This is a genomic window from Rhodospirillaceae bacterium (genome assembly GCA_016712715.1).
GTDB lineage: Bacteria > Pseudomonadota > Alphaproteobacteria > Dongiales > Dongiaceae > Dongia.
In genome coordinates, this window is the sequence record JADJQM010000001.1 from 1,274,867 (window position 1) to 1,301,703 (window position 26,837).

Here is a 26,837-nt window from a genome sequence, read left to right on the forward strand (position 1 = left end):
GCTCCGGCATGTCACTCTCGATTGAAGTTAACGATGTGATCAACATCGATGGCGAAGAGCTCCACTTTCAACATCGCACGCTCGCCGGTGACCTATGCTTTAAGAACCGCGCAACCGCGGCCGTAAAGACAATTCCGCTCGATGAAGCGCTTGCACGGTTCTCGAGAGGTGAGCTTACTCTACGAGTATCGACTGACGATGCGAACATCAAGACGATTGACATCTCAAAGCTCCATGCAGACTACCGCAAGATCGTCGACCAGCGCCTTGCGTTCGTCAAAGCCATCCTGTTCGCGGGCAAACCGAAGAACATGCGGCTCACCTGGCCCTCTATCATCCAGGGTGTGGCGGCCATTCAAGGCGTCCATGCGCCAACTTGGACGACAGTACGGCGCTGGGTCAGGCGCTATGAAGACAATTGCGGAGATGCACGATGCCTAATTCCTGCTTTTAGCGGTCGTGGTCGAAAGGCCCACTACAGGAGTGACGGCGAGACGGACTTCCTAAACAATCTCATCACTCAATGCATGACGGCCGAACTGGCACCGACTGTCGTTACTATCCATGGGATCATCACAGCCAAATACGCCGAGATCAAGGCCGTACGTGCGGATACTGTCCTATGGGACTGCCCTTCGATCGACTGGCTATACAAGCACCTTCGGCGTGTCGACGCGTACGACAGAGCCCGCTTACAGCAGGGACAAAAGTACGCCGAGGAGCATTATGGCAAAGTCGGTAAAGGTGTCGCCGCCACATTCCGTCTTGAAGTGGTTGAGATCGATCACACGCGAGCGAATGCATCGGTTAAAGATGACGTCACTGGCATTGACCTTGGCCGACCCTGGATAACGATCGCAATCGACCGCTTCACAAGAATGGTCGTTGGGCTCTACATCGGCTTCGAGCCGCCCAGCACGTATTCCGTGGGCCAATGCCTTCGCAATCTAATCATGCCCAAATCCTACTTAAAGGAACTCTGCCCAGAACTCATGCTCTCATGGGATGCCTACGGCCTACCGGTCACAGTCATTGTCGATAACGCGATGGAATTCCGCAGCGATTGGTTCAGAAACGTTGGCGCATCTTTGGGCTTCGACATCCATCAGCAGCCGGTAGACAAGCCTGCATTCAAAGGAATCGTCGAGCGATTCAACAAGAGCTTGGAAGATGGGGCAATGATCCTGCCGAATCGAACCTTTGGCAGCGTGGCCGCTAGGGGAAAGCGCAAGCCACAAAAAGGAGCCAGCCTCACCCTGGCGCAATTCAGGAGCCACGTTCATTTCTGGATCGTAGCAGTGTACTGCAACAGAACACATGAAGGCATTCTCGATGTGCCAGCCCGCCGATGGAATGAAGACGTTAAGCGTCACCCACTCCGACTTCCGACCTCCGCGCGGGATCTTGATTTCGTCCTCGGAATAACCAAGCGAGCAAAGTTAAGTCGTCTTGGTGTCCGTTCACACAACCTCTTCTTTAACTCGACGGAACTCTCGCGCCTGTACAGCCGCATTGGCGCCGAGACAGTCGACGTCACAATTGATCCAGCTGATATCTCTCGAGCTATCGTCACTTACGCTCCAGAACATCTCCAAATCACTGTCCCCTGCACAGATCAAGAATATGCGAAGGGCCTCACGCTTCATCAGCACAATCTAATTCGCGCTCTGGCCAGAAAGCGGAACGCTGCCTTCCTGAATCAACCCGACAGGATTGCCGCCCGGAATGCGTTCTTCTTGGCCTCGGCCGATATGATGGAGCGCTCTTCCGGTCGCCACCGCGCCAAGCACTCCCGAGGACTCGGCGATGAAAAGGTCAAACAGCCCTCAAACGACCTCTCTCTCTTGGCGAGTCTCATACTAGAGCCGCAAGACGACCTCGATCTTCAGGCTGTCCTGGCTGAAGACTCTGTTCACGTCGCGCTTCCATCTGAATCGCTGGAGGCATTGAGTTCCTCATCGTTACCTTTCGCAGCCTCACTGGAGCAACATGCTCCAATGGAGAAGACCTCTCTAGCTCCCCATAGGCAATTCTAGCCGTAGAAAAGGCCGGATCATGATCTCCAATTGCTACATGCACTCTGCCTATCGCGCAGCGAACAAGGGATTAAGGCGATTTGTCGACTCTCGGGAGGGACGATTGACGCAGCGCGCCCTACTTCTTCTTGGGCCGGCCGGCACAGGCAAGTCAACGCTCATAAACAACTTCTTCAGAACACCTGAATTTGAGGCAGTGGATACCCCGCTGGGTCTACGTCAACCGGCAATCATTGTCGAAGCTCCAAGCCGTGGAACCGTCGGCGCACTCAGTGAGGTCATTCTTGCAAAGTTGAACGACAAGAATCCACAGCGAGGTAATGTTCAGGCAAAAATGGCCCGCATGTTCCACAATCTGCTGGAGCAGAAGGTAGGCGTCATTGTGATTGATGAGGTCGATCAATTAACTCTGACGAACGCATTCGCCTATGCAGACTATCTTAAGTCCATTCTGAACCAGTCGAGGTCCCGTCTTGTACTTGTCGGCCTTGAAACAGCGCTCTCGTTGCCACGTGCGAATGACCAGTTGGCACGACGTTGTGATGCTCCGCAACTTCTCAATGCATTCGATTGGTTCAAGTTGTCAGATCGGAGTGAATTCAAACAGATCTTGGAGGGGATTCAGAACGATGCGCCATCCGTATTTGCCGAGTGTCCAATCAGTGATCCCACTCTCGCCGCGGCAATAAACTTTGCCACAGAGGGGTCGCTCGGGTTCGTCGACTCGCTGCTCACCTATGCCGTTGACTGCGCTAACGACGACGAACGCGACCAATTGACGATTGCAGATCTCGCCCAAGCGTGTGATTCAATTTATCAGTTAAGGTCGATTGCTGGTGCGCGGATAAATCCATTTCGTGATGCGCTGCCTCTTCAATGGAGGCCGCTACCGTCATCCCCCTCCGCGACGACGCCCAGAGTTAGGAGTTGCACCACCAAGGCAGGTGCACGATGACATCCTACCCATTGCGCATCATACCTGGCCCTAACGAGAGCGTGCGCAGCATTATGCATCGCCTTTCAAAGCGAAACGGATTTGAGAAGATATCTTGGTTGATGCACGACATCGGATGCCGCAAAATGACTTCCGCTTTGAGCAGCTTCAGCGTCCGAAAGTTATCTGGGCTCTCGGGGATTTCTGCTCGTGACCTTGAACGGCGGCAAGAAGCAAAAACGAAGCGAGTGACGACGCTTAACGGTCACAACGTGCCTCTTGGCAGCATCGATAGATTGCACTCGAGACTCTGTCTACGATGCTTCGCCTCAAATCAGCAGCACTTCTGGACGTGGGATTACCTGCCTCTAACGCATTGCCCGATCCATGCTGAAGTAATTATTCGGCACTGCCCAAATTCCAACATCCCTCTTCACTGGCACAGAGCAACTCTTACAGAGTGCCCTATCGGCCACTCGCTACTTGCACCCCAAATTTGCCTTGTGAGTGATCCCAGCACAATTCCGGTTAATCGAGCAATACTAGACCTCATGACTTCGGTTGAAACTGAGGCCGGCGATCGCCCATCGCTTCAGGAACTCGTCACGGTGGCGGAGATTCTGGGATGCATTGGGTACGACAAGGAGTCTGCTGGGAAGATGAACAGCCAGGAACGCTATCTTGATCCGCTCTATAAAGATGCCATGGCTCGCGGGTTTGAGGTCATGCAAGACGTTCGCTCCCGCCTTCCCAGTCTGTTGGATCGCCTCTTCAATGCTCGACAGTCGACGAACTTCTTGTTAGCAGGTTCATCAGCCTGGCGTACCAAGCTTCACAATAGGCTCTGTCACTACTCTGAGTTTCCCTTCGTCAATACGATTTCGCGAATTCTGTGGAAGTACGGCGAGGAGCGAAGAATTTCATTCCCTCCTGGAGCATTCGGCTGGACGCCAACTGGCTTCGGTAACAAGTTTATTGCGGCCACAGCTGCACGCGACTTACTGAAAATGGATATGAAGTCTGTCGCCAAAGTTGCTCGACGTGAGAATTGGGTCGGCGCGCAGCAGATATTGAGTGGAACACCTTCTTGGCTTTTGCGCTCTGAAGTTATGTCGTGGATATCTCAGAATGAGAAGCTGTTAACCGCAACTTCAACCGCACTCCGGCTTGGGATTACAAAGGAGACACTCTGCGAGTTGAACCAGCTTGGTGTCTTTGGGGTCGCAGCATCCAGTCGGAAGAATCTCAGCCCATTGATGCCTCGCTTACGGCGGCAGGAGTTGGATGACTTTATCGTTGCACTGAAGTGCCTCGCTATCGACGGCACAGACACCATGGACTCGACGTCTTGGATGGCTTTAACAAAGAGGCCTGAATCGATGAACCTGAGTTTTGCTCGAGTTGTGTCCGAAATCTTGAAGGGTCAGATTCGTGTGTACTCGCCGATACCGGCAGAGCTTCCAAAGGTCCGCTTCAGCTTTGTGGACGCCGCAGCAATTAGTCGATCAATTGGCGGCTCGAAGACAGCAAGGCTAGGTTCGGCCGAGCGCACATTGTCGATTCGCGAAGCATCGGTGAAGTACAAACTGGGCTATAGCCGTATGCAGCAAGCTATTGAATATCAGCTGATCGCAGGCTGCCAGCCTGGCTTCGGAATTACTAAAGGATATGTGACCGATCAGGCTATGGTGACGTTTCTTCAGAATTTCACGACATCTCGTATCGTTGCCGATATGATCGGAAGCACAACGATGTCAGTTACAATGACATTGAAGAGATTGGGTGTGAAGTCGGTGCAAGCAAAACGCACAGGCGTGACCGGCAATGACATCTTCTCCTGGGCCGACGTGAAGAAGATCGGACTTACCAAGTTAAAGACAAAGACCAAGCCTAAAGATTGTCCAACCTCCACGAATTAGGCCAGATTGGTCTTCTTGCCTCGCCACCATCCTTCAGAAGAGGCCATTCACTTCATCACAATTCGGACGAAGTTTCGAATTCTGGTCGGCTTAAAATCCTACGCCACCGCCTTTGCTGCTGGATAGTCTGTTACGGGCGCATGGATGGAGCTCCGCTTCATAATTTCCCATCGTCCCACCTACTGCATGGCGGCGTCATTTCATCCCCTAGTCGGCTCTTGTTCCCAGCAACTGAAATCCCTTATGTGCGGCTTCGATGTAACGCGCTCACTTTGTGAAAAGGATTCAGTATTTCCTCTATTTCTGTCGCGTTATTTCAGGAATTCGTCCAATCGAGTCATTTATTTCCCGCAGTTCACCAAACAAGGTCCTTATTTTTCAAGCACTACGCTGACATACGCGATTCTGCATTTTCACTACGTGACATTCTCTTACCGGTCAACCCGCTAAGGCGGGATAGAACGTCTTTAGCCGCTCATAGAGCTCGCGCCACAGCCGGTATTTCCGGTCGAGTTGCGCTTGGCTGACAGCGTTAGGCTCGAATGTGCGGCCCGGTGCCACATACTGGCCGATTGCCGACCACTCCTTCACCGCACCGACGCCCATGCCGGCGACAAAGGCGGCGCCGAGCGATGAGCCTGGATGCCGATCGATTCGGGTGACTTGGCGGCCCAGCGCATCCGCGGCGATCTGCAGCCACAAATCGCTCGCCGCACCACCATCGGCCGCAAACACCCGGCCGATATTGAGGCCCAGTTCTTCAAACGTCTCGACATGATGTCGAAAGCCGAACACGACGCCTTCGAGTGCTGCGCGCCAGACATGGCGGATGTCATGGTTGAGCCCCAGCCCCACGAGCGTGCCGCGGGCGAACGGGTCGTTGAGCGGTGTCTTCTCGCCGAGGAAATAGGGCAGGAACAACACGCTGCTATCCACAACAACATCGGCCGTGCGCCGGTCGAGCCATTGATGGATCGAGACGCCCGCGACTTGCGCCTTGGATACTTCACCACCGGCCCAGTTGGCGATCACCCAGTTGAGGAAACTGCCACTCGACGCCATGCAGCCGTTGGGAAAATAGAGGCCTGGTACGATGTGATAGTCGAGAAACAGTCGCCGATCGGCAACCGGCTTGTCGGACGAGAGCAGGATGTCCCCGGCACCACCGAACTTCAGCACCAGATCGCCGTTCCGCGCTGCACCGCAGACGAAGGCGGAGGCAACATGATCCGCACAACCGGCAACGACCGGCGTACCGGCCTTGAGTCCGGTATGACGCGCCGCTGATTCCGTGACAGCGCCAACGATCGCATGACTATCACCGATCGGCGCCAGCATGTCCGGCGCAATCCCGCTCAGGGCGACAAGTTCCGGATGGTAGCGACCGGTCGAGACGTCGACGAAACCCGATTCCAGCGCCCAATTGTGTTCCACCTGGATCGATCCGCAGAGCTGGCTGGTGATAAAATCCGAGGCACCCACCACATGCCTGGCGCGCGCAAAGGCAGCTGGCTCATGCTCCCTGAGCCACATCAGCTTCGGCCCCACCAGTTGTTGGCTATAGCCAGTGCCCGACAGCTTGAGAAACCGTTCCTCGCTCATGCCCTGGCGAAAGACGCCCAGTTGCTCGGTGGCCCGCGCATCATTCTGCTGGATGCTCCGCCGCAACGGCTTGCCGGTCTCATCCAGCAGGATGACGGTCGGCAGCATGCCAGTGACCCCAACGCCAGCGATATCGCCGGCGGCGATGCCGCTCCTGGAAAGCAGCGCGAGGCAGATCTCCCCGCAATTCGCCCACCACTGCGCCGGATCCTCTTCGGACCAGTTCGCGTGATCGGCGTGGAGCGTCACCGGCCGGCTTTCGATCGCCAGTGTGCCGCCATCGGCATCGATGAGGATGCCGATGGTCGAGGTGGTGCCGATGTCGAGGCCGATCAGATAGGGCATGGTGGCGATGATCTCAGCGGATTTTGCCGACCTTGTCCATGAAGCGCTTCACCCGGTCGCCATCGACCGATTTCCAGGTATCGCCACCGACCTTGAAATGCGTGCCGATGACGGCGCCGTCGGCGATCTTCAGAATGTCGGCCACGTTGTCGATATTGACGCCCGTATTGGCGAAGACCGGCGTATTTGGCAGCACGTCCTTCACCAGCTTGAGGTTGCCGGTCTCGACCGCTTCACCGGTCATCGGCCCGGACACCAGGACGATGTCCGCCAGCGATGAGAACACGGCGCTCTTTGCGCGGGCGGCGATCGGACGATCGCCGATGGGTGAAGCAAACTCGGCATTGATGTTGAACATCAGTTTCAAATCGGTGCGATCGCAATCGGCGCGCAGGCGCAGGGCCTTCGCCGCGTCCGGTGCCCACAGGCCCATGTCGGAATCATAGACGCCGGTGAAAATCTCGCGCACAAAGCGGGCACCACTGGCGATGCCGAGGCCGACGCTCGCCACCGGGTCCCAAAGATAGTTGACGCCGAACGGAACCTTGATCGACCGCTTCAACTCGCCGATGGCAAAAGCCATGGTCGCCAGCGTCTCCGGCGACGCTTTCAGCAGATAGGGGCGATCCCCTTCATTGCCGAACATGACCGCATCGACGCCGCCCTGCTGCAAGGCAGCGATATCGGCGGCGGCCGAATCGATGATCTTCTGGACACCGCCCGCCTTGTCATAAAGCGGCGAGCCCGGAAGCGGCGGGAAATGGATCATCGCAATGATCGGTTTGTGGCTGCCAAAGGTCTCTTTGATCATGTGTCGGTTCTCTGTGTTGGAGGATCAGGCGATCTGGGGACGGGCAAGCACATTGCCCGACGCCGCATCGAAGACATGCATCTGGGTGAGATCGTAGTGAAGATGGAGTTCGCTGCCGGGCCGCGCCATGAAATCGCGTGGCATGCGCGCCATGATCTCTGGCCCACCGGCGCCACCCAGCTCAGCCACCAGGATCACCTCGGGACCGAGCAGTTCGACCGCGACGGTGACGACCGTGACTGCGACGGACGAGCCGCCAACCGGCGCTTGGTGGAAATCTTCCGGGCGCAGGCCGACCGTCACAGGCTGGCCGGCATGGCTCGCATAACCGGCCTTGAACGCATTCGGGATCGGCAGACGTGCGGCACCCACGACAGCATGGAGATCGCCCTGCCCCGCCCCTTCCAGTCGGCCCGCCACCAAGTTCATCGGCGGGCTGGCAAGGAAGCCGGCGACGAAGGTATTGGCGGGGTTGCGGTAGACCTCAAGCGGGGCACCAACTTGGATGATATGGCCATCCTTCATGATGCAGATGCGCTGGCCCATGGTCATGGCCTCGATCTGGTCATGAGTCACATGGATGATCGTTGTGCCAACCTTGTGATGCAGCTTGATGAGCTCCGTCCGCATTGCGGCGCGCAATTTCGCGTCGAGATTGGACAGCGGCTCGTCCAGCAGGAAGGCCTGTGGATTGCGCACGAGCGCACGGCCCAGGGCCACGCGCTGGCGCTGGCCGCCGGACAATTGCGCGGGCTTGCGGTCAAGCAAGGGCTCGATCCCCATCATGGCGGAGATCGACTTCACACGCTGCTCGATCTCGGCCCGCCCGACACCGCGCAGCTTCAACCCGAAACCGAGATTGCCAGCCACCGTCATATGCGGATAGAGCGCGTAGTTCTGGAACACAATGGCGATGTCGCGGTCGGCCGGGTCGACATCGTTCATCCGCTTGCCGCCGATAAAGAGATCGCCCTCGGAGATCGATTCCAACCCGCCGATCATGCGCAAGGTCGTCGATTTGCCGCAGCCCGACGGTCCCAGGAAGATCATGAACTCGCCGTCCTTGATCTCCAGGCTGATATTGTCGACGGCCACGACAGAGCCGCCATAGACCTTGCTGATGTTCTTGAGCTCAATGCCGGCCATGCCGCTTTACCTTCAATTGATCGACCGCATGTAGCGGTAGAGATAGACCGTGAGGCCGAGGATCGCCGCCAGCAGGATGATCGACATGGCCGATGCCTCGCCGACATTGAGGCTGACGAACGCCGTCCGGTAGATGAAATAGCTGACGAAATCGGTAGCCGTCCCCGGCCCGCCGCGCGTCATGATGTAGATGAGGTCGTAGGTCTTGACCGCGAAGATGAGGCGGATGAGCAAGGTCACCACGATCACCGTGCGCATCATCGGCAGGGTGATATGAATGAAGCATTGGAACGCATTGGCGCCGTCGACCCGCGCCGCCTCATAGGGTTCCTTTGGCAAGGACGACAAGCCCGCCAAGAGCAGCACAATCATGAACGAGACCTGGTGCCAGATGTCGACCAGGATCACGGTCCAGATGGCGATCTTGGTGTCACCCAGCCAGTTGACCGGATCAATGCCGATTGTCCCCAGCAGATAGTTGACGATGCCGAGATTGGGATGCAGGAACATGCGCCAGATGAGGCCGACAATGACCGGGTTCATCAACAGCGGGCAGAGCAGGATCGCATAGTAAACCGGCTTGAACCGCTCGACCTTGTTGAGCATCAAGGCGACCGCAAAGCCGATCAGGAATTCAAGCAGCACGACGCCGGTCACGAAGCGCAGGGTCAGCCAGGCCGAGTGGCGGAATTCCGCATCCGCCAAAGCGAGCTTGAAGTTCTTGAGCCCCGTGAACGTGTCGAAGTTGGGCGCGATCAGCGTGTAGTCATGAAGGCTAGTGAAGAGCGCGGAGAGGACGGGGAACAGAATGATCAAGAACAGCACCAGCAGGCTGGGCGTTGCCATGGCATAGCCGAACCGGCGGTCGCGCCGATCGGCCGCATTGGCCCCTTTTCCTGAAATGCCGATCATCCGATTTCCCCGTCCTGAGCCGCGTTACTTCAGCTTGCCGTCTTTCTTGGCGAGTTCGGCGAACTCGACCTCGACCGCAGCCAAGGCATCTGCCGGCGACTTTTCACCGGCCACTGCCAGGCTCAGCTCACGACCCAGCACTTCCACCAATTGCGGGGTGTAGGTGAACACCGCAAAATTGTGGCTGGTGAGCAGCAGCTTCTTCAGGGCCGGGTAGTACGGGTACTTCGCCAGGACGTCCGGATCATCGAAGACGTCGGTACGGGTCGGCGAACCGCCGGCCAGCGCCCGCTTCTTGGTGATCTCCTTCGACTCAACCCATTTCAGGAAGGTCCAGGCATCGTCGGGATTGGGGCTGGATTTCGGAATGGCCCAACCCCAGGCGCCGTTGAGACTGCCGCCTTTGTCCGGCGACACGCCGGGGACCGGCATGATCTCGACCTTGCCGACCACAGCCGACTTGCTGGGATCGTCATAGGCGGTGCGGAAGAAGTTGTACGTGATGTAGCTATAGGCCTTGCCCTGCGCCATCACGTTGAAGGCCTCGTCGAAACCGAAGCTTGCCGAGCCGACCGGGCCGTACTTGTTGATGCTGTTGGTGTACTGCTCCAGCGCCTTCACGCCGGCCGGCGTGTTGAGCGTCGGCTTCCAATCGGCGTCATGATATTCGCCGCCATTGGCGAAGAGATAGTTCGACCATTCCATCGCGATGGGATCGGGGCGCAGACCCTGATTGACCGCGCCATAAAAACCGTCCTTGGTGAAGAACTCGACCTGCTTCTGATATTCGTCCCAGGTCTCCGGCACCTTGAGGTCCATGCCGTATTTCGTCTTGAAATCGGCCTGGTTCTTGGCATCCGCCAGCAGATCGGTGCGATAGGTGAGACCCATCGCGTAGTTATAGAACGGCAGCATATAGGTGGTGCCGTCGACCTTGCCGACCAGATCCATCATCGCCGGGATATAGGGCGACGTGTCGAAATTGTCGGCCTTGATCCGGTCGTCGAGCGGCTGCATCCAGCCCGCCTTGGCGAATTCACCCACCCAATAGAAATCGACCACGATGGCGGAATAGCTGCCCTTGGGCGAGACCAGCTGCGGCACCAGCTTGGTGTGCATCTCGGCATAGTTGACGACTTCGAGATTGACCTCGATGCCGGTTTCCTTGGTGAATTCCGGCACCAGCGCCTTCACATATTCAGTATCCGGCACGCCTTCCATCAGAATGTTCACGGGTTCCGCCGCGGCGGAGCCGATGAAGCTCAGGGCCATGACGGAGCCCAGAAGCAGTTGCTTAAGCATTGTCCAACCTCCCTTTTTCGGCCCCACAAAAGCGCGCGGTCTTGTCATTTCAGGGCGCCCAATGACAAGCCCTTGATCAAGTATTTGCGAAGGAACGGCAGCAAGGCAAAGATCGGCAACAGCGACACAACGGTCGCGGCGGCCAATGGCGCGATCTCGACGCCGGCATGGGTCTCCATGCTGGCAAGACCGATGGGCAATGTCTGCGAACTGGCGCCGCTCAGCACCAATGCGAAGAGAAATTCGTTCCAACTGAGGATGAAGCCGAGGAGGCCAGCTGCCAGAATGCCGGGGGCCGCCACCGGCACCGCGATCTTGATGAAAGCCTGCCAGCGTGTCGCGCCATCGATGCGCGCCGCTTCTTCGAGGCTCGCTGAATCGCCTTCAAAGAATGAGACCAGCATCCAGGACAGGAATGGCAGGCTGATGGTGAGGTGCGACAGGATAAGGCCGAGATGGGTCTGCATGAGGCCGGTGCTGAAGAACAGCGTGAACAGCGGCAGCACGAGGATGATCGGCGGCAGCATCTGGCTCGCCAGCACACCGAGGCGGAGGAACGCGCCACCGGTATTGAACCGCGCAAAGGCATAGGCCATGGCGGTCGCCAGTGGCAGCGAGATGGCGGTCGAGGCCAGCGCCACGACCAGGCTGTTCAGGAACCAGCGCTCGAAGGGAAAAGTCGAGAAGATCTCGACGTAGTTCTCCAGGCCAAGATGGCCGATTTCAGGCGGGATCTTATAGGCGGTGAGCTTGTCGGTGAGGCTGACGCGCAGCACCCAGATGAGCGGCAGCAAGATGCAGAGCGAGAAGACCGAAAGGATCACATGTGGGACGATGTTGCTCCATCTCAGTCTCATCGGATGCCTCAATCCATCCTGACGCCGCCGGTGACGTTCAACGCCTCACCGGTGATGAAGCCGGCAAGATCGCTTGCAAGAAACAGGACCGATTTAGCGACATCCTCCGGTTCTTCCAGCCGACCCAAAGGCGTCTGGTTGATGTAATCCTGAATGACCGCTTCCGGCGTCATGTTGCGAATGGTGCCTTCCCATTCGACTTCGCGCGACTGCATGCCGGTCTTCACGAAGCCCGGGCAGACGCAGTTCACGCGGATACCGTGCTCTGCCATTTCACGCGCCAAGGCCTGGGTGAAGCCCACCACCGCGAATTTGCTGGCCGAATAGTGAGCCAGCCATGGCGCTCCCCATTGGCGGCAAGCGAGGCCGTGTTGACGATGACGCCCTTGCGCTTGGCCTTCAGGAAGTGGCGCACCGCCGCCTGATTGGTGAGAAAGATGCCCTTCGCGTTGACGTCGAAATTGAAATCCCAATCGGCATCGTCGAGATCGACCACCAGCTTCATCGATGAGACACCGGCATTCGCCGCCAGAATGTCATAACCGCCGAAGGCGGCATCTATCTTGTCGAAGGCAGCCACCACGCTGGCACGGTCGCGCACATCGATCGCGACGCCGAGATGCTGCGCACCCAATTGCCTAGCCGCGGCGACAGCACCCGCTTCATTGAGATCAGCGATGGCGACACGCATGCCGGCGGCGTGGAATTGCCGCGCGATCGCCAAGCCAATGCCGGTTGCGCCACCAGTCACGATGGCGCGCTTGCCTGCCAGTTCCGTCAGCATCCCTGTAATGCCTTTCGTTTTCGATCATTGTAGATCGATTTCGATCAGTATTGCCGAGTTCCAGACTCATATCAAGGCCCATAAAGCTGGATTTTTCGCCGAAGCCCGATAATATGATCGAAATTGATCATTCTGGTTGAAGATGATTCATGACCGATCGCGCCGAAAAAAGCCCCGACCGCCGCGGGGACCGCAAGCCACCCACAATCCGGGACGGAATCCTGCGCGATTTCGTGGAACGGCGCGGATCGCCGCCGTGGGTGAGATCGCCGCCGAACTTGGGGTCTCCGAAATCACCGTGCGACGGGATCTCACGCGCCTTGAAAACCAGGGATTGTTGGTGCGCACCCATGGCGGGGCGGTGGCCAGCAAGCTCGGCACCGCCGAGACCTTCGACAGCGACGAACCGACTTTCGAGGCGCGCCGCCGCCGCAATGCCGATGCCAAGACGCGAATCGGCGAGGCCGCCGCGGCTCTCGTGCGACCAGGAGCCACCATCGGTATCGATGTCGGCACCACGACACTGGAAATGGCGCGGCAATTGGCGACGCGCGCCGACATCAAGATCTTCACCAACAATGTGCGGGCGGCGACCCTGCTCGCGGAAGGCCCGGCCGCGGTCTATCTGCCCGGCGGTCAATTGCGGGCCAAGGAATTGTCGGTCTATGGCTCGATCGCGATCGCGCAGCTGCGGCACTATTGGTTTGACCAGGCCTTCATCGGCTTCTCCGGCCTCACCGATCAGGGCCTGTTCGACTATTCGCTGGAAGATACCGAGATCAAACGCGTCTATATCGAACGCGCTGCCCAGATCGTGGCGCTGTGCGATTCCTCGAAATTCGGCCGCCTCTCCATGGCGCGCGTGGGCACGCTGGAGGAGCTCGACATTCTTATCACCGATGCCGAGCCACCACAGACTCTGCGCGAAGCACTGGAGCGTGCCGCCGTCGCCATCATGGTAGCCGATCCCGCTTCTGACACCTGACCCGCCTCTGCGCTAGCCAGCCTGATTGCCGAGGAACATCCGATACGCGGGGTTTGCGGTCTCGTCCTCATAAGGATAGCCGAGGGCGGCCAATTGCGCGGTGAAGCGCGGGCGATCAAGCTGCGGCACTTGCAGCCCGGCCAGGACGCGGCCGTAATCGGCACCGTGATTGCGATAGTGGAACAGGGTGATGTTCCATTGTGAGCCGACGCCATCCAGGAACTTCAGAAGCGCGCCAGGGCGCTCGGGAAACTCAAAGCGCAGCACGATCTCGTCCGGCAGATTGGGCGCGCGGCCGCCCACCATGTAGCGCACATGGATCTTGGCTGTTTCATTGGCGCTGATATCGAGCACGTCGTAATCGAGCGCCTTTAACTGCTCCAGAAGTTCCGCCTTCTCGCTGCCCTCGCCACGAAGTTTGAGGCCGACAAAGACATGGGCTTCGCTGCCCTGGGCATAACGGTAGTTGAACTCAGTGATATTGCGATTGCCCAGCACCTGCACGAAACGCCGATAGCTGCCCTGACGCTCCGGGATGGTGACACCCAGCAGGATCTCGCGCGCTTCGCCGATCTCGGCACGCTCTGCAACATGGCGCAGACGGTCGAAGTTCATGTTGGCGCCGCTGTTGATGGCGACCAGCGCGCCAGTGCGTTTGGGGTGAGCCGCCGCATATGATTTGAGTCCGGCGAGCGACAGGGCGCCGGCCGGCTCGGCAATGACACGCATATCCTCGAAGATGTCCTTCACCGCCGCGCAGATCTCATCGGTGTCGGCCAGCAACACATCATCGAGTAGTTGCGAGCAGAGACGGAAGGTCTCCACCCCCGCCTGGCGGACCGCGACGCCATCGGCGAAGAGACCGACACGGTCGAGCATGACCCGTTCCTTGGCATCGATTGCCGCCTTCATCGAGGCGGCATCCACCGGCTCAACGCCGATCACCCTGATCTCCGGCCGCAGGAACTTGACATAGGAGGCAATGCCGGAGGCGAGGCCACCGCCACCGATCGGCACAAAGATCGCTTCGATCGGGTCGGCATGCTGCTGCAAAATCTCGACACCGATCGTGCCCTGACCGGCGATGACGTCGGGATCGTCGAATGGATGAATGAAGGTCAGGCTGTGCTCCGTTTCCAGGAGCTTCGCATGCGCATAGGCCTCATCGAAGGCATCGCCATGCAGCACCACCTTGCCGCCCCAATGACGGACCGCATCGATCTTGATCTGGGGCGTGGTGATCGGCATGACAATGGTGGCGGCGATGCCGAGCTTCTGGGCCGAAAGGGCAACTCCCTGCGCGTGATTGCCGGCGGATGCGCAGATGACGCCCTTGTCGCGCGCGGCCTGCGAGAGGCGCGCGATGCGATTATAGGCGCCGCGGATCTTGAACGAGAAGATCGGCTGCAAATCCTCGCGCTTCAGCAGGATCTGGCCGTCAAGGCGCGCGCTGAGACGCGGCATCGGGTCAAGGGCGGTCTGGATCGCCACGTCATAGACACGGGCATCGAGGATGCGGCGGACATAATCGGTCACGGAACAGTTTCTTTCCTTTGGCTGTATCGCCTCAGGATAGAATCATCGCGCGCCCTCGGCTAGCTGGCATTGGCGAGATGGCCGCTCCGCGCCAATTGAGCTCTCACCTCCGCCACGATCTCGAACGAACGCAGGCGGGCCTGATGATCGAAGATCTGCCCCGTCACCATGATTTCATCAACCTTGGTCGCCGCCACGAACTCAGCGAGGCCCTGCGCTACCGTGTCCGGGGCGCCGACCACGGCATAGGCCAGCGAATGATCGACCATCTGCTGCTCCATCGGCGACCAGTACCCGTCCAGGCTGTCGCGCGGCGGCGGCAGCGGGCCGGGCGTGCCGCGGCGCAGATTGATGAATTGCTGCTGCAACGAGGTGAACAATCGGCGCGCCGCGGCATCCGTTTCGGCCGCGAAGACATTGAGCCCGGCCATGGCATAGGGTTTGGCCAAGGCCGCCGATGGCTGGAAGGTCGAGCGGTAGATGTCGAGCGCCCGCATCAGATAATCCGGGGCAAAATGCGAGGCGAAGGCGAATGGCAGGCCCATCTGCGCTGCGAGCTGTGCACTGAACAGGCTGGAGCCCAGCAGCCATATCGGCACGTTGAGCCCGGCGCCCGGAACGGCACGCACAGATTGACCCGGTTGCACCGGCGCAAACCAGGCCTGCAATTCGGCAACATCCTGGGGGAAACTGTCGTCGCTGCCGGTCATGCTGCGGCGAAGTGCACGCGCCGTGCGCTGATCCGTGCCGGGTGCCCGGCCAAGGCCCAGATCGATGCGGCCGGGGAAGAGCGATTCCAGCGTACCGAACTGTTCGGCGATGACGAGTGGCGCATGATTGGGCAGCATGACCCCGCCCGACCCCACGCGGATACGCTTGGTGCCACCGGCCACGTGGGCTATCACGACAGCAGTCGCCGCGCTGGCGATACCCGGCATGTTGTGATGTTCCGCCATCCAATAGCGGTGATAGCCCCAGCGCTCGGCATGCTGGGCCAGGTCAAGCGTATTGCGGAAGGCATCCGCCGCGTTGCTGCCTTCGATGATCGGCGACAGATCGAGGACCGAAAAGGGAATCATGGGCGGACTGGCTCCTGCGCGGGCTAATGGGCAAGAATAGCAACTCCGCGGCCCGAAGATGCGCGGTCAATTGGCCGGGGGCGCATGCCGAGATTGCAGGCCGCAGGGCCTGGAAATAGCCCGGTCACGTCCCAAGCGACGGTAAACCCCTGCTGGACCAAGGGATGGTTGGGCCGGAAAGCTTGCGATATGCTGCCCGCAAGGGGACGCAGATGAACCGAGTCGAACCACTCCGCATCAGGAAATCCGGGGGATCATGAAGCAGATCGAGGTCAGGCTGGCCGTGGTGCTTTATGGCGGCGTTTCCCTCGCCGTCTATATCCATGGCGTCACCCGGGAAATCCTCAACCTGATCCGCGCCTCGAAGCTGCTCCATGCCGAGGACGCTGCCAAGGCCGAGGTTGGCGACAGCACGGCGGTCTATCTCGATCTTCTCAAATCGCTGGCGCCGGAAATCGACCTGCGGATCGTCATCGACCTCATTTCAGGGGCCTCCGCCGGCGGCATCAATGGCGTCATGCTGGCCCGCGCCCTCGCCCATGATTTACCTTTGGAATCACATCGTGAGCTTTGGCTGCAGAATGCCGATGTGACACAGCTCTCGGCCCCGGCCAGCTGGTGGAGCCGCGCTCTGAAGGCGCCCTTGGCGCCGATCCTCGACAATCTGCTGGTGCGCAAATTCGGGCCGCAGGTCGCCGACCCGGAGACCCGCGCCAAGGTGCGCCGCTTCGTACAGGCGCGCTGGTTCACCCCGCCCTTCTCCGGCCCGCGCTTTTCCGGCTGGATGCTCGATGCCTGCGACCAGATGGACGCGCCGGCCAAGCCGGGAGCGAGCCTGTTGCCGCCTGGGCACCGGCTCGATCTCTTCGTAACCGTGACCGATTATCGCGGCCATCGCCATCGCATCACACTCCATGATCCGCCGGTGGTCGAGGAGACCGAACATCGCCGGATCCTCGCCTTCAGCTGCCGGCGCGCGCTGTCCGGAGAGCTGCAGAGCGAATTCGGTCCGGGCCACGTGCCCTCGCTGGTCTTTGCCTCGCGGGCGACCGCGTCCTTTCCCGGCGCCTTCATGCCGGCGACGGTCGCCGAGATGGACAACATCCTTGCCGAGCGCGGGCGCCATTGGCCGGCGCGCACGGCCCTGCTCGCGGGCAAGCTCGGCGTCGAAGGCGATCTCGATGAAGCGGCAGCCAACCGCTATTTCATCGACGGCAGCGTCGTCATGAACAAGCCATTCTCGCCGGTGATCCAGGCCCTGGGCGACCGGCCAGCGAGCCGCGAAGTGGTGCGCCGCATCATCTATGTCGATCCCAATCCGCGCCACGACGGGCAGCAGCGCGGTGGCCGTGGTGCGCCGGGCTTTTTCCGTACCATTTTGGCTTCGCTCGCCGTTATCCCGCGCAACGAACCCATCGCCGACGATCTGCTCGGCATCGAGGCCTGGAACGGCCGCGCCCGCCGCATGGCCGAGATCCTCGCCGCCGCCGATCCAGAAGTCGAGCGGCTGGTCGACGATATCGTGCGCACCGACCCCGACAATCCACCGACGATCGCCGAGGTCGGCCGCTATCGTTCCGAGGCCAACGAAGCGGCGCATCGCGGTGCTGGATATGCCTATCTCAGCTATCAGAAGCTCAAGCTGCGTGCGGTCTGCGACCGGCTTTCGGACCTGATTGCAGCACTCGCGACCGACGCCACCTTCACCGCTGACCGCGCCCGGATCAGCGCCGCCTTCGACAACTGGCTTGCGACGGATCCGGAACCACCGGCCCGCACCATCCGCTTCCTGCGTGGATTCGATGTCGAGTTCCGACTGCGCCGCATCCGGTTCGTCATTCGCCGGCTCAATGAACTCTATCGCACGGCGGGCGAGTTGGGTGTCGATGTCGGCTCGGCCGCAATCGACGACCTCAAGGGCGCTCTCTATGAGGCGATCGAGCGCGCTGCGCCGCGCTGGGACCCAAAGCAGTACAGCCCGTCCATAGCCGCCACCGCGCGACGCCTGGCGCAGGCCGCACTGAACGGTCGGGATCTCGACAACGACGACCTCAGCGCGATGGAAGAAGCGCTGGGGTTGATTCCCATCGACCATACGCTCGATGAGATCATTTCGGTCATGGGCTTTGCTTTCCTGCCGCCGATCGCAAGACGGGCTGTCGCCAAGGCCTATGTCGGTTTCGCCTTTTTCGACCTTATCACCTTCCCGATCCTGCAATGGACCGATATGGACGAGATCAATGAAGTGCTGGTCGATCGCATCAGCCCCGACGATGCGCGCGGCCTGTCCGGCGGCGTCACTTTGCGCGGCACCTCGCTGATGAGCTTTGGCGCCTTCTTCAACCGCGCCTGGCGCGAACATGATTTCCTGTGGGGCCGATTGAATGCCGCCGAGCGTTGCGTCGACGTGATCGCCTCGGCGATCGGCCCGCATGCACGGAACGCGCTGGACACGAACAAACTGCGCGGCCGCCTGTTCCTCGCCATCCTCGATTCGAGGAAACGCATCTCACCAGCGATCCGATCTCATTCCGCGCCTGCGCACCGAAGTTATGGCGCGCTACGGCTTCGAATAGGTCAGACCGGTCGCTCGGCCACCCACAAGGCAACTGTCAGAGTACCGCCGGGAAGGTGTTTGACCGATGGTGCCCCCAAACCGGCGGCGCGACACCAGATCGCGATCTGCGCATCATCGAAGCCAAGCCAGCGGTGCGCCTGTTCCTCGCGCAACTGCTCAAGCTGGTGCGTGACGAAGTCAACGATCACCAAGCGACCGCCCGGCTGCAGCATCCGTGCAGCTTCCACGATGGCGGCATCAGGCCGTTCCGCAAAATGCAGGACCATGTTGAGGGTAACGGCCGAGAAGCAGGCGTCCTCGAACGGCAATGCCATCATGTCGGCCTGGCGTACCTGGCAATTGCGCAGCCCGGCGCGGAACAGGTTGGAGCGCGCCACATTGAGCATCTCGCGCGATCGATCGACGCCGATCGCCGATTGCGCGTGCTTGCCCACCAGCAGCAGGACATGGCCGGCACCCGTGCCGATATCGAGCAGACTCTCAATCGGCGCTGGCGGGAGGGCTGCGAGGATGGCGGCATCGACGGCCGCTTGATCGGCATGGAGCGAGCGGATCTGCTCCCAGTCACCGGCATGCTGGCGGAAGAAGTCGGCAACGCGCGTGGTCCAGCCCTCGGAAATCGCCTGCAGGCGCTTGAGATCCTGGGCGTGCTGGCGGTCGTCGGATGGCAGCAGATCCACGATCATCCGGGCAAGTTCACCGCCGACGCCTTCTTCCGGCAGCCGGTACCAGGCCCAGGGGCCTTCCTGGTTCCGCACCAGGACCCCGGCTTCGACCAGCAGCTTCAGATGGCGTGAAATACGCGGCTGAGACTGGCCGAGAATCTCGACCAGGTCGCTCACCGTGAGTTCGGCATGGGCACAAAGACCCAGGATGCGCAGCCTTGTCGCTTCAGCTGACGCGCGCAGCCCTTTCAGAATCTCGTCCATCAAATCCCCAATTCAGTCTGGGGATAATGATATTTTTATACCCTTATGCTTAGCAAGAGGGATATCGCGCGCCTAGTCGCGCTTTGGCCGCCCGATGCTGCGGTACTCGAAGCCCGCTTTGCGCATTTCGCGCGAGCCATAAACATTGCGCAGATCGATGACCAAAGGTTGCCGCATCAGACCATGCATGCGGCCAAGATCCATGGCGCGGTAGGCGTTCCATTCCGTCAGCAGGACCATCGCATCCGCGCCGTCCAGGGTCTGGTAGGCATCCTCGCAATAGGTAATGTCAGGCATCAGCTTGCGCGCTTCCGCCATGCCGGCTGGATCATGCGCCAGGATCTCGGCGCCGGCCGCCCGCAGGCGTGGCAGAATGGTGAGGCTGGGTGAATCGCGCATGTCATCGGTATTGGGCTTGAAGGTGAGGCCAAGCACGGCGACTCGCTTGCCCTTGCCGCTACCGCCCAACGCGGCAAGAACCCGCTCTGCCATCTGTTCCTTGCGCTTGTCGTTGAAGGCGACGGTCGCTTCCACGAGCGTAAGCGGCGCCCCGGCTTCCTGTGCCGTGTGCATGAGCGCCAGCGTATCCTTGGGGAAACAGGAGCCGCCATAGCCTGGGCCAGGGTGCAGGAACTTCGCCCCGATACGACCGTCGAGGCCGATGCCACGCGCCACGTCATGGACATCCGCACCAACCTTTTCGCACAGATCCGCGATCTGGTTGATATAGGAGATCTTCATGGCCAGGAAGGCATTGGCCGCGTATTTGATGAGCTCCGCCGTTTCCAGATCGGCGAACAGGATTGGCGTTTCGATGAGATTGAGCGGTCGGTAGATGCGCCGGAGCACGCTGCGCGCCCGCTCGCTCTGCGTACCGATGACGACCCGGTCGGGCCGCATGAAGTCGTTAATGGCGGCACCTTCGCGCAGGAACTCAGGGTTGGATGCGACATCAAACACCGCGTCCGGCCGTGCTGCGCGAATGATGCGCTCGACCTCGCGCCCGGTACCGACGGGCACCGTCGACTTTGTGACGATGACGGCATAGTTGCTGAGTTCGGCCGCGATATCACGGGCCGCCTGATAGACGAAGGAAGATCGGCATGGCCGTCGCCGCGTCGGCTGGGCGTCCCAACGGCGATGAAGATGGCCTCGGCGCCGGTAACCGCCGTCTTCAGGTCATGGGTGAAGTGGAGTCGGTTGGCCTGCAGGTTGCGGGCAACCAGATCGTCCAGACCCGGTTCGAAGATGGGGATTTCGCCGCGCTCCAAGGCGGCGATGCGCCCCTTGTTGGAATCGACACAGATGACGTCGTGTCCGAACTCGGAGAAGCAGGCGCCGGAAACGAGGCCGACATAGCCGACGCCGATCATTGCGATTCGCATGAACTACTCCGGAGTGGATGATGTTCTGAATATACCGCATAACCGCATCCCCGGCCCCACACTTCCACCAGATGGGCCCGGGGATACCAAGGATGTCGTTCGGCCCGGACGATCAGAGCTTCAGTGAATGCGCGATATCGGCGACAGCCTGCCTGACCGATTTTCCAAGGATCGGATGAGCAACGCCCAGCGCAACATTGGCTTCAATGAACCCAGCCTTGTCGCCGCAATCATAGCGCTTTCCCTCGAAACGAAAGCCGTGAAACGGCACCTCGCCGATCATGCGGGCCATGGAATCCGTCAACTGGATCTCGCCGCCTGCGCCTGGCTCCTGGGCCGCCAGATGCTGGAAGATCTCGGGCTGCAGGATGTAGCGGCCGATCACTGCGAGATCGGAGGGCGCCTTGTCCGGACTGGGCTTTTCGACCAGACCGGTGACTTCGACCAGTTTGCCCTTGTCGGCGCCGGGCTTCAGGATGCCATAACGGCTGGTATGCTCATGAGGCACTTCCATGACAGCGATGATGTTGCCGCCGACCTGGCGATAGGTATCCGCCATCTGCTTGAGACAAGCCACGTCGCTATGAACCAGATCGTCGGCCAGCAAAACGGCCACGGCCTCGTCACCGATGAGGTGCCGTGCACACCAGACGGCATGGCCCAGGCCCTGCGGCTCCTGCTGACGGACATAGGCGATGTTGCCGGGTACCGGCAGCATCGCCTTAAGCAAGTCGAGTTCGGCCTTCTTGCCGCGGCGGGTCAGCGTATCCTCGAGTTCATAGGAATGGTCGAAATGATCCTCAAGGGCCGATTTGCCGCGACCGGTGACGAAGATGATCTCCTCGATCCCGGCGGCATAGGCTTCCTCGACGGCGTATTGGATGAGCGGCTTGTCGACAACGGTGAGCATTTCCTTCGGCATGGACTTCGTCGCCGGCAGGAAGCGTGTGCCGAGGCCGCCGACGGGGAAGATGGCTTTCTTGAGCGGTTTGATCATGCCGATTTCCTTCATTGATGCATCGCAGCATTTTTGCCATGGGGCTGTGAGGGACTTCAAGCACCGCTCGTGATGTGGTGGTCAAAATCTCGCAAACGTCATGGCACCAACACAAATAATGACGATTTGTGCCACCAGCGGTGTGACTTGGACAAAAACTGTGCTGGAACAACGCTTCCCGGTCACTCGGCCGATTGCTGGACCGGCGCTGAATCTTCTCCCTGCCCGATTCCCGGCTCGGGCGGCAGCAAATTGAGCGCATCCAGGAGTTCGCGCACTTCCTGGCGCGCGGCGACATGGGACATGCGCCATTGCACCCCGGCATCCTTGCGCGAAAGATCAAGCAGGGTCAGGCCGCGGGGAAACAATTCGCGAAAAATGACTCGCTCGGTAAAACCGGGCGCAAGTCGGAAGCCGATGCGCTTGGAGAGTTGTTCCAGCAGCTTGCCGATGTCGCGCTTGTTGCGGGCATCCAGGCTGGAGAGGCGGTTGCGCATCACCACCCAATCAATCGGCCTGCCACCGGCCATGGCGCGGCGTTTCCGTTGTTCCCAGACGGTCTCGGCATAGACGCTCGGGCGCCGGATGGTGGCACCCTCATCTTCGATCCGTCCAAAGAGGTCAAGATCGAGGAAACTGTCATTCAATGGCGAGATCAGGGTATCTGCCCGAATATGCGCGGCGCGCGACAGGGCGCTGTCGCTGCCTGGCGTGTCGATGACGATGAAGTCATTGTCGGACAAGCGCTGCAGCGCCTCGGCTAGGTTGGCCTCATCCTCGCGCGTTGCGACGTCGCGGCTGTCGGCCTTGCTCTGGTTGATCGGGATATGCTCTGGCATCGGCAAGGGCGTCAGCATGCCTTCCGCCGATCTGCGCCGATTCTCGATATAGCGTGTGAGCGAACCCTGGCGCGCGTCGAGATCGATTGACCCCACCTTCCTGCCCGCCGCCAGCAAGGCGACGATAAGATGCATGGCCGTGGTCGATTTGCCGGATCCGCCCTTTTCGTTGCCCAATACGATGATATGCGGGCCAGTCTTTGCCATCTGCTATGCCGCCGGCCTGACCCAGACCGCGGTGTCGTGGAACACCGCGCCGCCATCGGGCTTGCCGGCCACGTCGCTCACCAGCGTATTCACGCCGAGCCCGCCGCGGAAATCGGCATTCCCCCACAGGCTCTCGATCACGACGACACCCGGCAGCAGGCCATCGAAATACTTCGCGTGCAGGCCGATCACACCTTGCTTGTTGCCGACATCGACTTCACCGCCATCGCTGACGCCAAAGCGCTTGGCATCATCCGGGTGCAGCAGGAGGGTCGGTCGCTCCTCGCGCTGGCGCGACGTCGGCGTCATGGTGAAGGTGGAATTGAGGAATTGCCGCGCCGGCGCCGTCACCAGCCGAAGCGGATGTTCATCGCTCGCCGCGTCGGTGAGCGGGGCGTAGTCCGGCAAGGGCGGCAGGCCCTCGATATCCGGCCCGATTGCGGCCCAATCCGGTTTGAAGCGGAACTTGCCGCCAGGATGCCCGAACCCGTTGAGGAAATGGGTCGTCTCGAAATCCTGCGCACAATCCTGCCAGCGCGCGTCATAGAGCGACTGCGCGTCCGTGTGGCCGGAGAGCTTCAACGTCTCGTCGATGATCTCCCATTCGGTCATTTCGAATCCCTTGTGCCGGCAGCCCAGCCGCTTCGCCAGCTCAGAGATCACATAGTGATTGGGCCGCGCCTCGGCGTGAGGTTCGACCACCTTGCGTGTCACCTGCAAATGGGTATGCCCGCTGGCGCGATAGATATCGTCATGCTCCAGAAAGGTCGTCGCCGGCAGCACGATATCGGCCATTTCTGCCGTCTCCGTCATGAACTGCTCGTGAACGGCGATGAAAAGATCGTCGCGCGCGAAACCCTGCTGCACCAGTTTCGTGTTGGGGCAGACATTCATCGGGTTGGTGTTCTGGATGATCATGGCGGTGACCGGCGGCCCGTCGCCCAGATCCTGCTTGTCGCCGGTGAGGACTGCACCGAGGCGCGACTGGTCGAGCTCGCGCACACTGTTGTCCTTGAGGTCCAGTCCCATGATCAGCTGATTGTTGATGTGATAGATCGTGCGATTTGAATAATGTGCCCCGCCGCCCCTCTCTGCCCAGGCCCCCGTCACCGTCGGCAGGCACGAAACGGCATGCAGGCTCACGGCACCGTTGCGGCTGCGCGAGAAGCCGTAGCCCACGCGAATGAAACTCTTCCTAGTGCGGCCATAGAGCCGTGCAAATTCGCGAATGGTATCCGCTGGGACACCGGTGATCTCCGCCGCCCATTCCGGCGTCCGGCTGGCCACATGACGCTCATGTTCCTCAGGCGCATCGGCATGGCGCGCCATGTACTCCCGGTCGGCGAAACCCTCGGCAAACAGCACATGCATGACCGCGATCGCCAGCGCCGCATCGGTGCCGGGGCGCAGCATCAGATGCAGGTCGGCAGCTTCCGCCGTGCCGGTACGGTAGGGATCGACCACCACCAGCTTGGCCCCACGCGCCTTTCGGGCACGGGCGACATGGGTCATCACATTGACCTGGGTCGCCACCGGATTGCCACCCCACACGACGATGAGATCGCTCTCGGCCAGTTCGCGCGAATCAACACCACGCATCACACCGACACCCGCCTGCCAACCAGCATCCGACAGCGAGACGCAGATGGTGCTTTTCTGCCGCGAATATTTCATCTCGTGGGTCAGGCGATAGATGCCATCGCGCTGCACCAGCCCCATCGTGCCTGCATAATAGTAAGGGAAAACCGCTTCCGGCCCGTGGCGCTGTGCTGCGCGCTGGAACTGTTCCGCGATCTCATCCAGCGCCTGCTCCCAGGTGATCGGCGCAAACGCCGCGCGCCCGACACCCTTCGCCCCCACGCGCCGCAGCGGTACATCGAGCCGGTCGGGGTGATGCTGCCGCTCGGCGTAGCGCGCGACCTTGGCGCAGATGACGCCGGCAGTGTAGGTGTTGGCCTTGGCCCCATGAATACGCCCGATCCGGGTCGGCGAGATCCGCTCAACCTCCAGCGCGCAAGTCGATGGGCAATCATGCGGACAGGCCGACGGGACGATATCAAAAGGCGCCATAATTCAAAGCCATAGCCATGTTGCGGCGAAGCCGCCATAATCGGTCCGCACTCTACCCCCTCACCCCATTTCGGGCAACGTGGCTCAACCTCCCGCCAATCCCAGCGAATCTCCTGTCCAAGGGCTGCGCAACCGGCCGCGACTCGCTGTTGCCTACATGCTGGCCTCGTCGCTGCTGCTGGTCGGCATGGATGGCGTGGTCAAATGGCTGGCCCATGACCAAGGCTATCACGTCACGCAGATCGCCTTTCTGCGCTATGCGATCTGCATCTTTATCGCGCTCGCCATGGCGCGGATGTCGCCTTCAGGACTGGGCAGTCTGCGTACGCGCCGCCTGCCGGGCCATCTTTGGCGCTCGATCTGCAACCTCATTACCATGCTGACCTTCTACGTGGCGCTGCAGCTCATTCCGCTGCCCAACGCCGTCTCGATCGGCCTCGCGACACCGATTTTCATGACGGTCCTGTCGATTCCCTTGTTGGGCGAAAAGGTCTCGTTCAGCCGCTGGATTGCGGTTGGCGCCGGCTTTGTGGGCATCCTGCTCATCATGCGGCCGGAAGGCGACATGATCGAATGGGGCTCCGTCTCGGCCCTGGTCTCCGCCGTGTTCTGGGCCTTCACCCTGGTCTCATCGCGCCAGCTATCCTCGTCGGAGGCGACGCATACCATCCTCTTCTATTACGGCATGACGGTGGTGATCGTCCTCGGCATCGCCATGTTCTGGTTCTGGCGCACGCCTGACTTCCATGATGCGCTGCTGTTCCTGACCGTTGGTGTTGCCGGGACGGCGGGCCAGTTCTGCCTCAACCAGGCATTCCGTTACGGCCAGGTCTCGATGCTGGCGCCGCTGGATTACACTGGACTGGTCTGGGCCGTCTTACTCGGCGCCCTTGTCTGGGGCGATCTGCCGACGCCGATGATGCTGGCTGGCTCCGCCATCGTCGTCACCTGCTGCCTCTATGTCTTGCGCAGCAGCAAGGACAAGGGAACGTCTTAGCGCAGATCATCGGCCAGCCGTCACAGCTGGCCGATGATCCACCGCACATTTCAAATTCAACGCGTCGTCAATGTGTTGGATGAGTTTCGTTCTTGATCGAGAATTGATTTTTAGCGACCGGTGGTTTTGGCTTGGGCTGTGGTTTGGATTGCGGCTTCGGTTCGGGCTTTTCCGGATCCGGGATCGGTTTATGCGGTGGATCGGAAGGATCGCAGATCCAGGGATCCGTCGAGCAGGGAGCAGGAACGCCCGAGAACCCAGGTTCGCAAGCAAACCCCACCACCTCGCACACGTTGGGGTCCGCCGGCTGCTTACGCGTATCGGGTTTTCCGCTCGAAAGATCCCCTGGACCGTCCGGGCGGGAATTTGGCCTGTCATTGACGCGTCCACCGGGATTCCGGGAATCGTTTGCGCCATCTTGTGAGGCGGTCGAGCCACCAACACCACTCTGTTGGGCTTGCGCATTGAGGGCGGCGCCCCCTAGCACAAGCGTGGAAATCAAGATCCCAGCAATTAATCGATTACTTTTTAGTTCTTTCATTGCTTCGCCTCCGCAGCGGTCACCCAAGCAGAATGCTGGGCAACAA

Annotated in this window: 18 protein-coding genes and 2 pseudogenes; 5 read left to right on the forward strand and 15 right to left on the reverse strand. The window is 60.2% G+C overall.

Going from position 1 to position 26,837, the window contains the following annotated elements; genetic code table 11:
• The first annotated feature begins 8 nt into the window (after nucleotides 1-8).
• The 3 genes from IPK59_06305 to IPK59_06315 are packed head-to-tail and all read left to right on the forward strand — an operon-like array spanning nucleotide 9 to nucleotide 4,889.
• Nucleotides 9-2,036 (forward strand): transposase family protein, encoded by a 2,028-nt coding sequence (locus tag IPK59_06305; protein ID MBK8158388.1) that lies wholly within the window; start codon nucleotides 9-11, stop codon nucleotides 2,034-2,036.
• Nucleotides 2,037-2,055: 19 nt separating this feature from the next.
• The gene (locus tag IPK59_06310; protein ID MBK8158389.1) at nucleotides 2,056-2,991 is read left to right on the forward strand and encodes a TniB family NTP-binding protein; all 936 of its coding nucleotides are present in this window, start codon (nucleotides 2,056-2,058) and stop codon (nucleotides 2,989-2,991) included.
• Nucleotides 2,988-4,889 (forward strand): TniQ family protein, encoded by a 1,902-nt coding sequence (locus IPK59_06315; GenBank protein MBK8158390.1) that lies wholly within the window; start codon nucleotides 2,988-2,990, stop codon nucleotides 4,887-4,889. Before IPK59_06310 ends, IPK59_06315 begins: the two co-directional genes overlap by 4 nt.
• A 438-nt stretch (nucleotides 4,890-5,327) precedes the next feature.
• Here the strand turns inward: IPK59_06315 and IPK59_06320 are convergent, their stop codons facing one another.
• The 7 genes and pseudogenes from IPK59_06320 to IPK59_06350 all read right to left on the reverse strand — a co-directional run bounded on the left by IPK59_06320 (nucleotide 5,328) and on the right by IPK59_06350 (nucleotide 12,648).
• Entirely contained in the window at nucleotides 5,328-6,836 is a 1,509-nt protein-coding gene (locus tag IPK59_06320) for a carbohydrate kinase (GenBank protein ID MBK8158391.1), read from the reverse strand.
• A gap of 13 nt (nucleotides 6,837-6,849) precedes the next feature.
• Nucleotides 6,850-7,647, reverse strand: coding sequence for a BtpA/SgcQ family protein (locus IPK59_06325; GenBank protein ID MBK8158392.1), 798 nt, complete (start codon nucleotides 7,645-7,647; stop codon nucleotides 6,850-6,852).
• Between the two features lie 24 nt (nucleotides 7,648-7,671).
• Entirely contained in the window at nucleotides 7,672-8,793 is a 1,122-nt protein-coding gene (gene ugpC / locus IPK59_06330) for a sn-glycerol-3-phosphate ABC transporter ATP-binding protein UgpC (protein ID MBK8158393.1), read from the reverse strand.
• Nucleotides 8,794-8,805: 12 nt separating this feature from the next.
• The gene (locus tag IPK59_06335; GenBank protein ID MBK8158394.1) at nucleotides 8,806-9,705 is read right to left on the reverse strand and encodes a sugar ABC transporter permease; all 900 of its coding nucleotides are present in this window, start codon (nucleotides 9,703-9,705) and stop codon (nucleotides 8,806-8,808) included.
• A gap of 24 nt (nucleotides 9,706-9,729) precedes the next feature.
• Nucleotides 9,730-10,926 (reverse strand): sugar ABC transporter substrate-binding protein, encoded by a 1,197-nt coding sequence (locus IPK59_06340; GenBank protein ID MBK8158395.1) that lies wholly within the window; start codon nucleotides 10,924-10,926, stop codon nucleotides 9,730-9,732.
• Between the two features lie 125 nt (nucleotides 10,927-11,051).
• Complete coding sequence (locus tag IPK59_06345; protein ID MBK8158396.1) at nucleotides 11,052-11,864, reverse strand: carbohydrate ABC transporter permease; 813 nt, start codon at nucleotides 11,862-11,864, stop codon at nucleotides 11,052-11,054.
• A gap of 8 nt (nucleotides 11,865-11,872) precedes the next feature.
• Nucleotides 11,873-12,648: pseudogene (locus tag IPK59_06350) on the reverse strand (SDR family oxidoreductase).
• Nucleotides 12,649-12,790: 142 nt separating this feature from the next.
• On the opposite strand from IPK59_06350, the gene IPK59_06355 reads away from it, so the two are divergent.
• Nucleotides 12,791-13,633, forward strand: coding sequence for a DeoR/GlpR transcriptional regulator (locus IPK59_06355; protein ID MBK8158397.1), 843 nt, complete (start codon nucleotides 12,791-12,793; stop codon nucleotides 13,631-13,633).
• A 12-nt stretch (nucleotides 13,634-13,645) separates the two neighbouring features.
• Here IPK59_06355 and ilvA read toward each other — a convergent pair whose 3' ends face one another.
• The 7 genes and pseudogenes from ilvA to IPK59_06390 all read right to left on the reverse strand — a co-directional run bounded on the left by ilvA (nucleotide 13,646) and on the right by IPK59_06390 (nucleotide 25,253).
• The gene (gene ilvA, locus IPK59_06360; protein MBK8158398.1) at nucleotides 13,646-15,169 is read right to left on the reverse strand and encodes a threonine ammonia-lyase, biosynthetic; all 1,524 of its coding nucleotides are present in this window, start codon (nucleotides 15,167-15,169) and stop codon (nucleotides 13,646-13,648) included.
• Between the two features lie 59 nt (nucleotides 15,170-15,228).
• On the reverse strand, nucleotides 15,229-16,248 hold the full coding sequence (locus tag IPK59_06365; GenBank protein MBK8158399.1) for an LLM class flavin-dependent oxidoreductase: 1,020 nt from the start codon (nucleotides 16,246-16,248) through the stop codon (nucleotides 15,229-15,231).
• 2,577 nt (nucleotides 16,249-18,825) lie between these two features.
• Entirely contained in the window at nucleotides 18,826-19,755 is a 930-nt protein-coding gene (locus IPK59_06370; protein ID MBK8158400.1) for a metalloregulator ArsR/SmtB family transcription factor, read from the reverse strand.
• A gap of 72 nt (nucleotides 19,756-19,827) precedes the next feature.
• A pseudogene (locus IPK59_06375) lies at nucleotides 19,828-21,140 on the reverse strand (UDP-glucose/GDP-mannose dehydrogenase family protein).
• 112 nt (nucleotides 21,141-21,252) lie between these two features.
• Nucleotides 21,253-22,137: a UTP--glucose-1-phosphate uridylyltransferase GalU gene (gene galU, locus IPK59_06380; protein ID MBK8158401.1), complete on the reverse strand. Its 885-nt coding sequence runs from the start codon at nucleotides 22,135-22,137 to the stop codon at nucleotides 21,253-21,255.
• A gap of 182 nt (nucleotides 22,138-22,319) precedes the next feature.
• Nucleotides 22,320-23,183: an AAA family ATPase gene (locus IPK59_06385; protein MBK8158402.1), complete on the reverse strand. Its 864-nt coding sequence runs from the start codon at nucleotides 23,181-23,183 to the stop codon at nucleotides 22,320-22,322.
• Between the two features lie 3 nt (nucleotides 23,184-23,186).
• Nucleotides 23,187-25,253, reverse strand: coding sequence for a molybdopterin-dependent oxidoreductase (locus IPK59_06390; GenBank protein MBK8158403.1), 2,067 nt, complete (start codon nucleotides 25,251-25,253; stop codon nucleotides 23,187-23,189).
• 157 nt (nucleotides 25,254-25,410) lie between these two features.
• Between IPK59_06390 and IPK59_06395 the strand changes: the two genes are divergently transcribed.
• Nucleotides 25,411-26,250: a DMT family transporter gene (locus IPK59_06395; GenBank protein MBK8158404.1), complete on the forward strand. Its 840-nt coding sequence runs from the start codon at nucleotides 25,411-25,413 to the stop codon at nucleotides 26,248-26,250.
• A gap of 67 nt (nucleotides 26,251-26,317) precedes the next feature.
• Here IPK59_06395 and IPK59_06400 read toward each other — a convergent pair whose 3' ends face one another.
• Nucleotides 26,318-26,791: a hypothetical protein gene (locus IPK59_06400; GenBank protein MBK8158405.1), complete on the reverse strand. Its 474-nt coding sequence runs from the start codon at nucleotides 26,789-26,791 to the stop codon at nucleotides 26,318-26,320.
• Between the last annotated feature and the right edge of the window lie 46 nt (nucleotides 26,792-26,837).

Bases quoted from the DNA above. Each gene is read 5' to 3' on its own strand.
- IPK59_06305 (MBK8158388.1), top strand. From the start codon at position 9: ATGTCACTCTCGATTGAAGTTAACGATGTGATCAACATCGATGGCGAA.
- IPK59_06310 (MBK8158389.1), top strand. From the start codon at position 2,056: ATGATCTCCAATTGCTACATGCACTCTGCCTATCGCGCAGCGAACAAG.
- IPK59_06315 (MBK8158390.1), top strand. From the start codon at position 2,988: ATGACATCCTACCCATTGCGCATCATACCTGGCCCTAACGAGAGCGTG.
- IPK59_06320 (MBK8158391.1), bottom strand. From the start codon at position 6,836: ATGCCCTATCTGATCGGCCTCGACATCGGCACCACCTCGACCATCGGC.
- IPK59_06325 (MBK8158392.1), bottom strand. From the start codon at position 7,647: ATGATCAAAGAGACCTTTGGCAGCCACAAACCGATCATTGCGATGATC.
- ugpC (MBK8158393.1), bottom strand. From the start codon at position 8,793: ATGGCCGGCATTGAGCTCAAGAACATCAGCAAGGTCTATGGCGGCTCT.
- IPK59_06335 (MBK8158394.1), bottom strand. From the start codon at position 9,705: ATGATCGGCATTTCAGGAAAAGGGGCCAATGCGGCCGATCGGCGCGAC.
- IPK59_06340 (MBK8158395.1), bottom strand. From the start codon at position 10,926: ATGGAAGGCGTGCCGGATACTGAATATGTGAAGGCGCTGGTGCCGGAA.
- IPK59_06345 (MBK8158396.1), bottom strand. From the start codon at position 11,864: ATGAGACTGAGATGGAGCAACATCGTCCCACATGTGATCCTTTCGGTC.
- IPK59_06355 (MBK8158397.1), top strand. From the start codon at position 12,791: ATGATTCATGACCGATCGCGCCGAAAAAAGCCCCGACCGCCGCGGGGA.
- IPK59_06365 (MBK8158399.1), bottom strand. From the start codon at position 16,248: ATGATTCCCTTTTCGGTCCTCGATCTGTCGCCGATCATCGAAGGCAGC.
- IPK59_06370 (MBK8158400.1), bottom strand. From the start codon at position 19,755: ATGGACGAGATTCTGAAAGGGCTGCGCGCGTCAGCTGAAGCGACAAGG.
- galU (MBK8158401.1), bottom strand. From the start codon at position 22,137: ATGATCAAACCGCTCAAGAAAGCCATCTTCCCCGTCGGCGGCCTCGGC.
- IPK59_06385 (MBK8158402.1), bottom strand. From the start codon at position 23,183: ATGGCAAAGACTGGCCCGCATATCATCGTATTGGGCAACGAAAAGGGC.
- IPK59_06390 (MBK8158403.1), bottom strand. From the start codon at position 25,253: ATGGCGCCTTTTGATATCGTCCCGTCGGCCTGTCCGCATGATTGCCCA.
- IPK59_06395 (MBK8158404.1), top strand. From the start codon at position 25,411: ATGCTGGCCTCGTCGCTGCTGCTGGTCGGCATGGATGGCGTGGTCAAA.
- IPK59_06400 (MBK8158405.1), bottom strand. From the start codon at position 26,791: ATGAAAGAACTAAAAAGTAATCGATTAATTGCTGGGATCTTGATTTCC.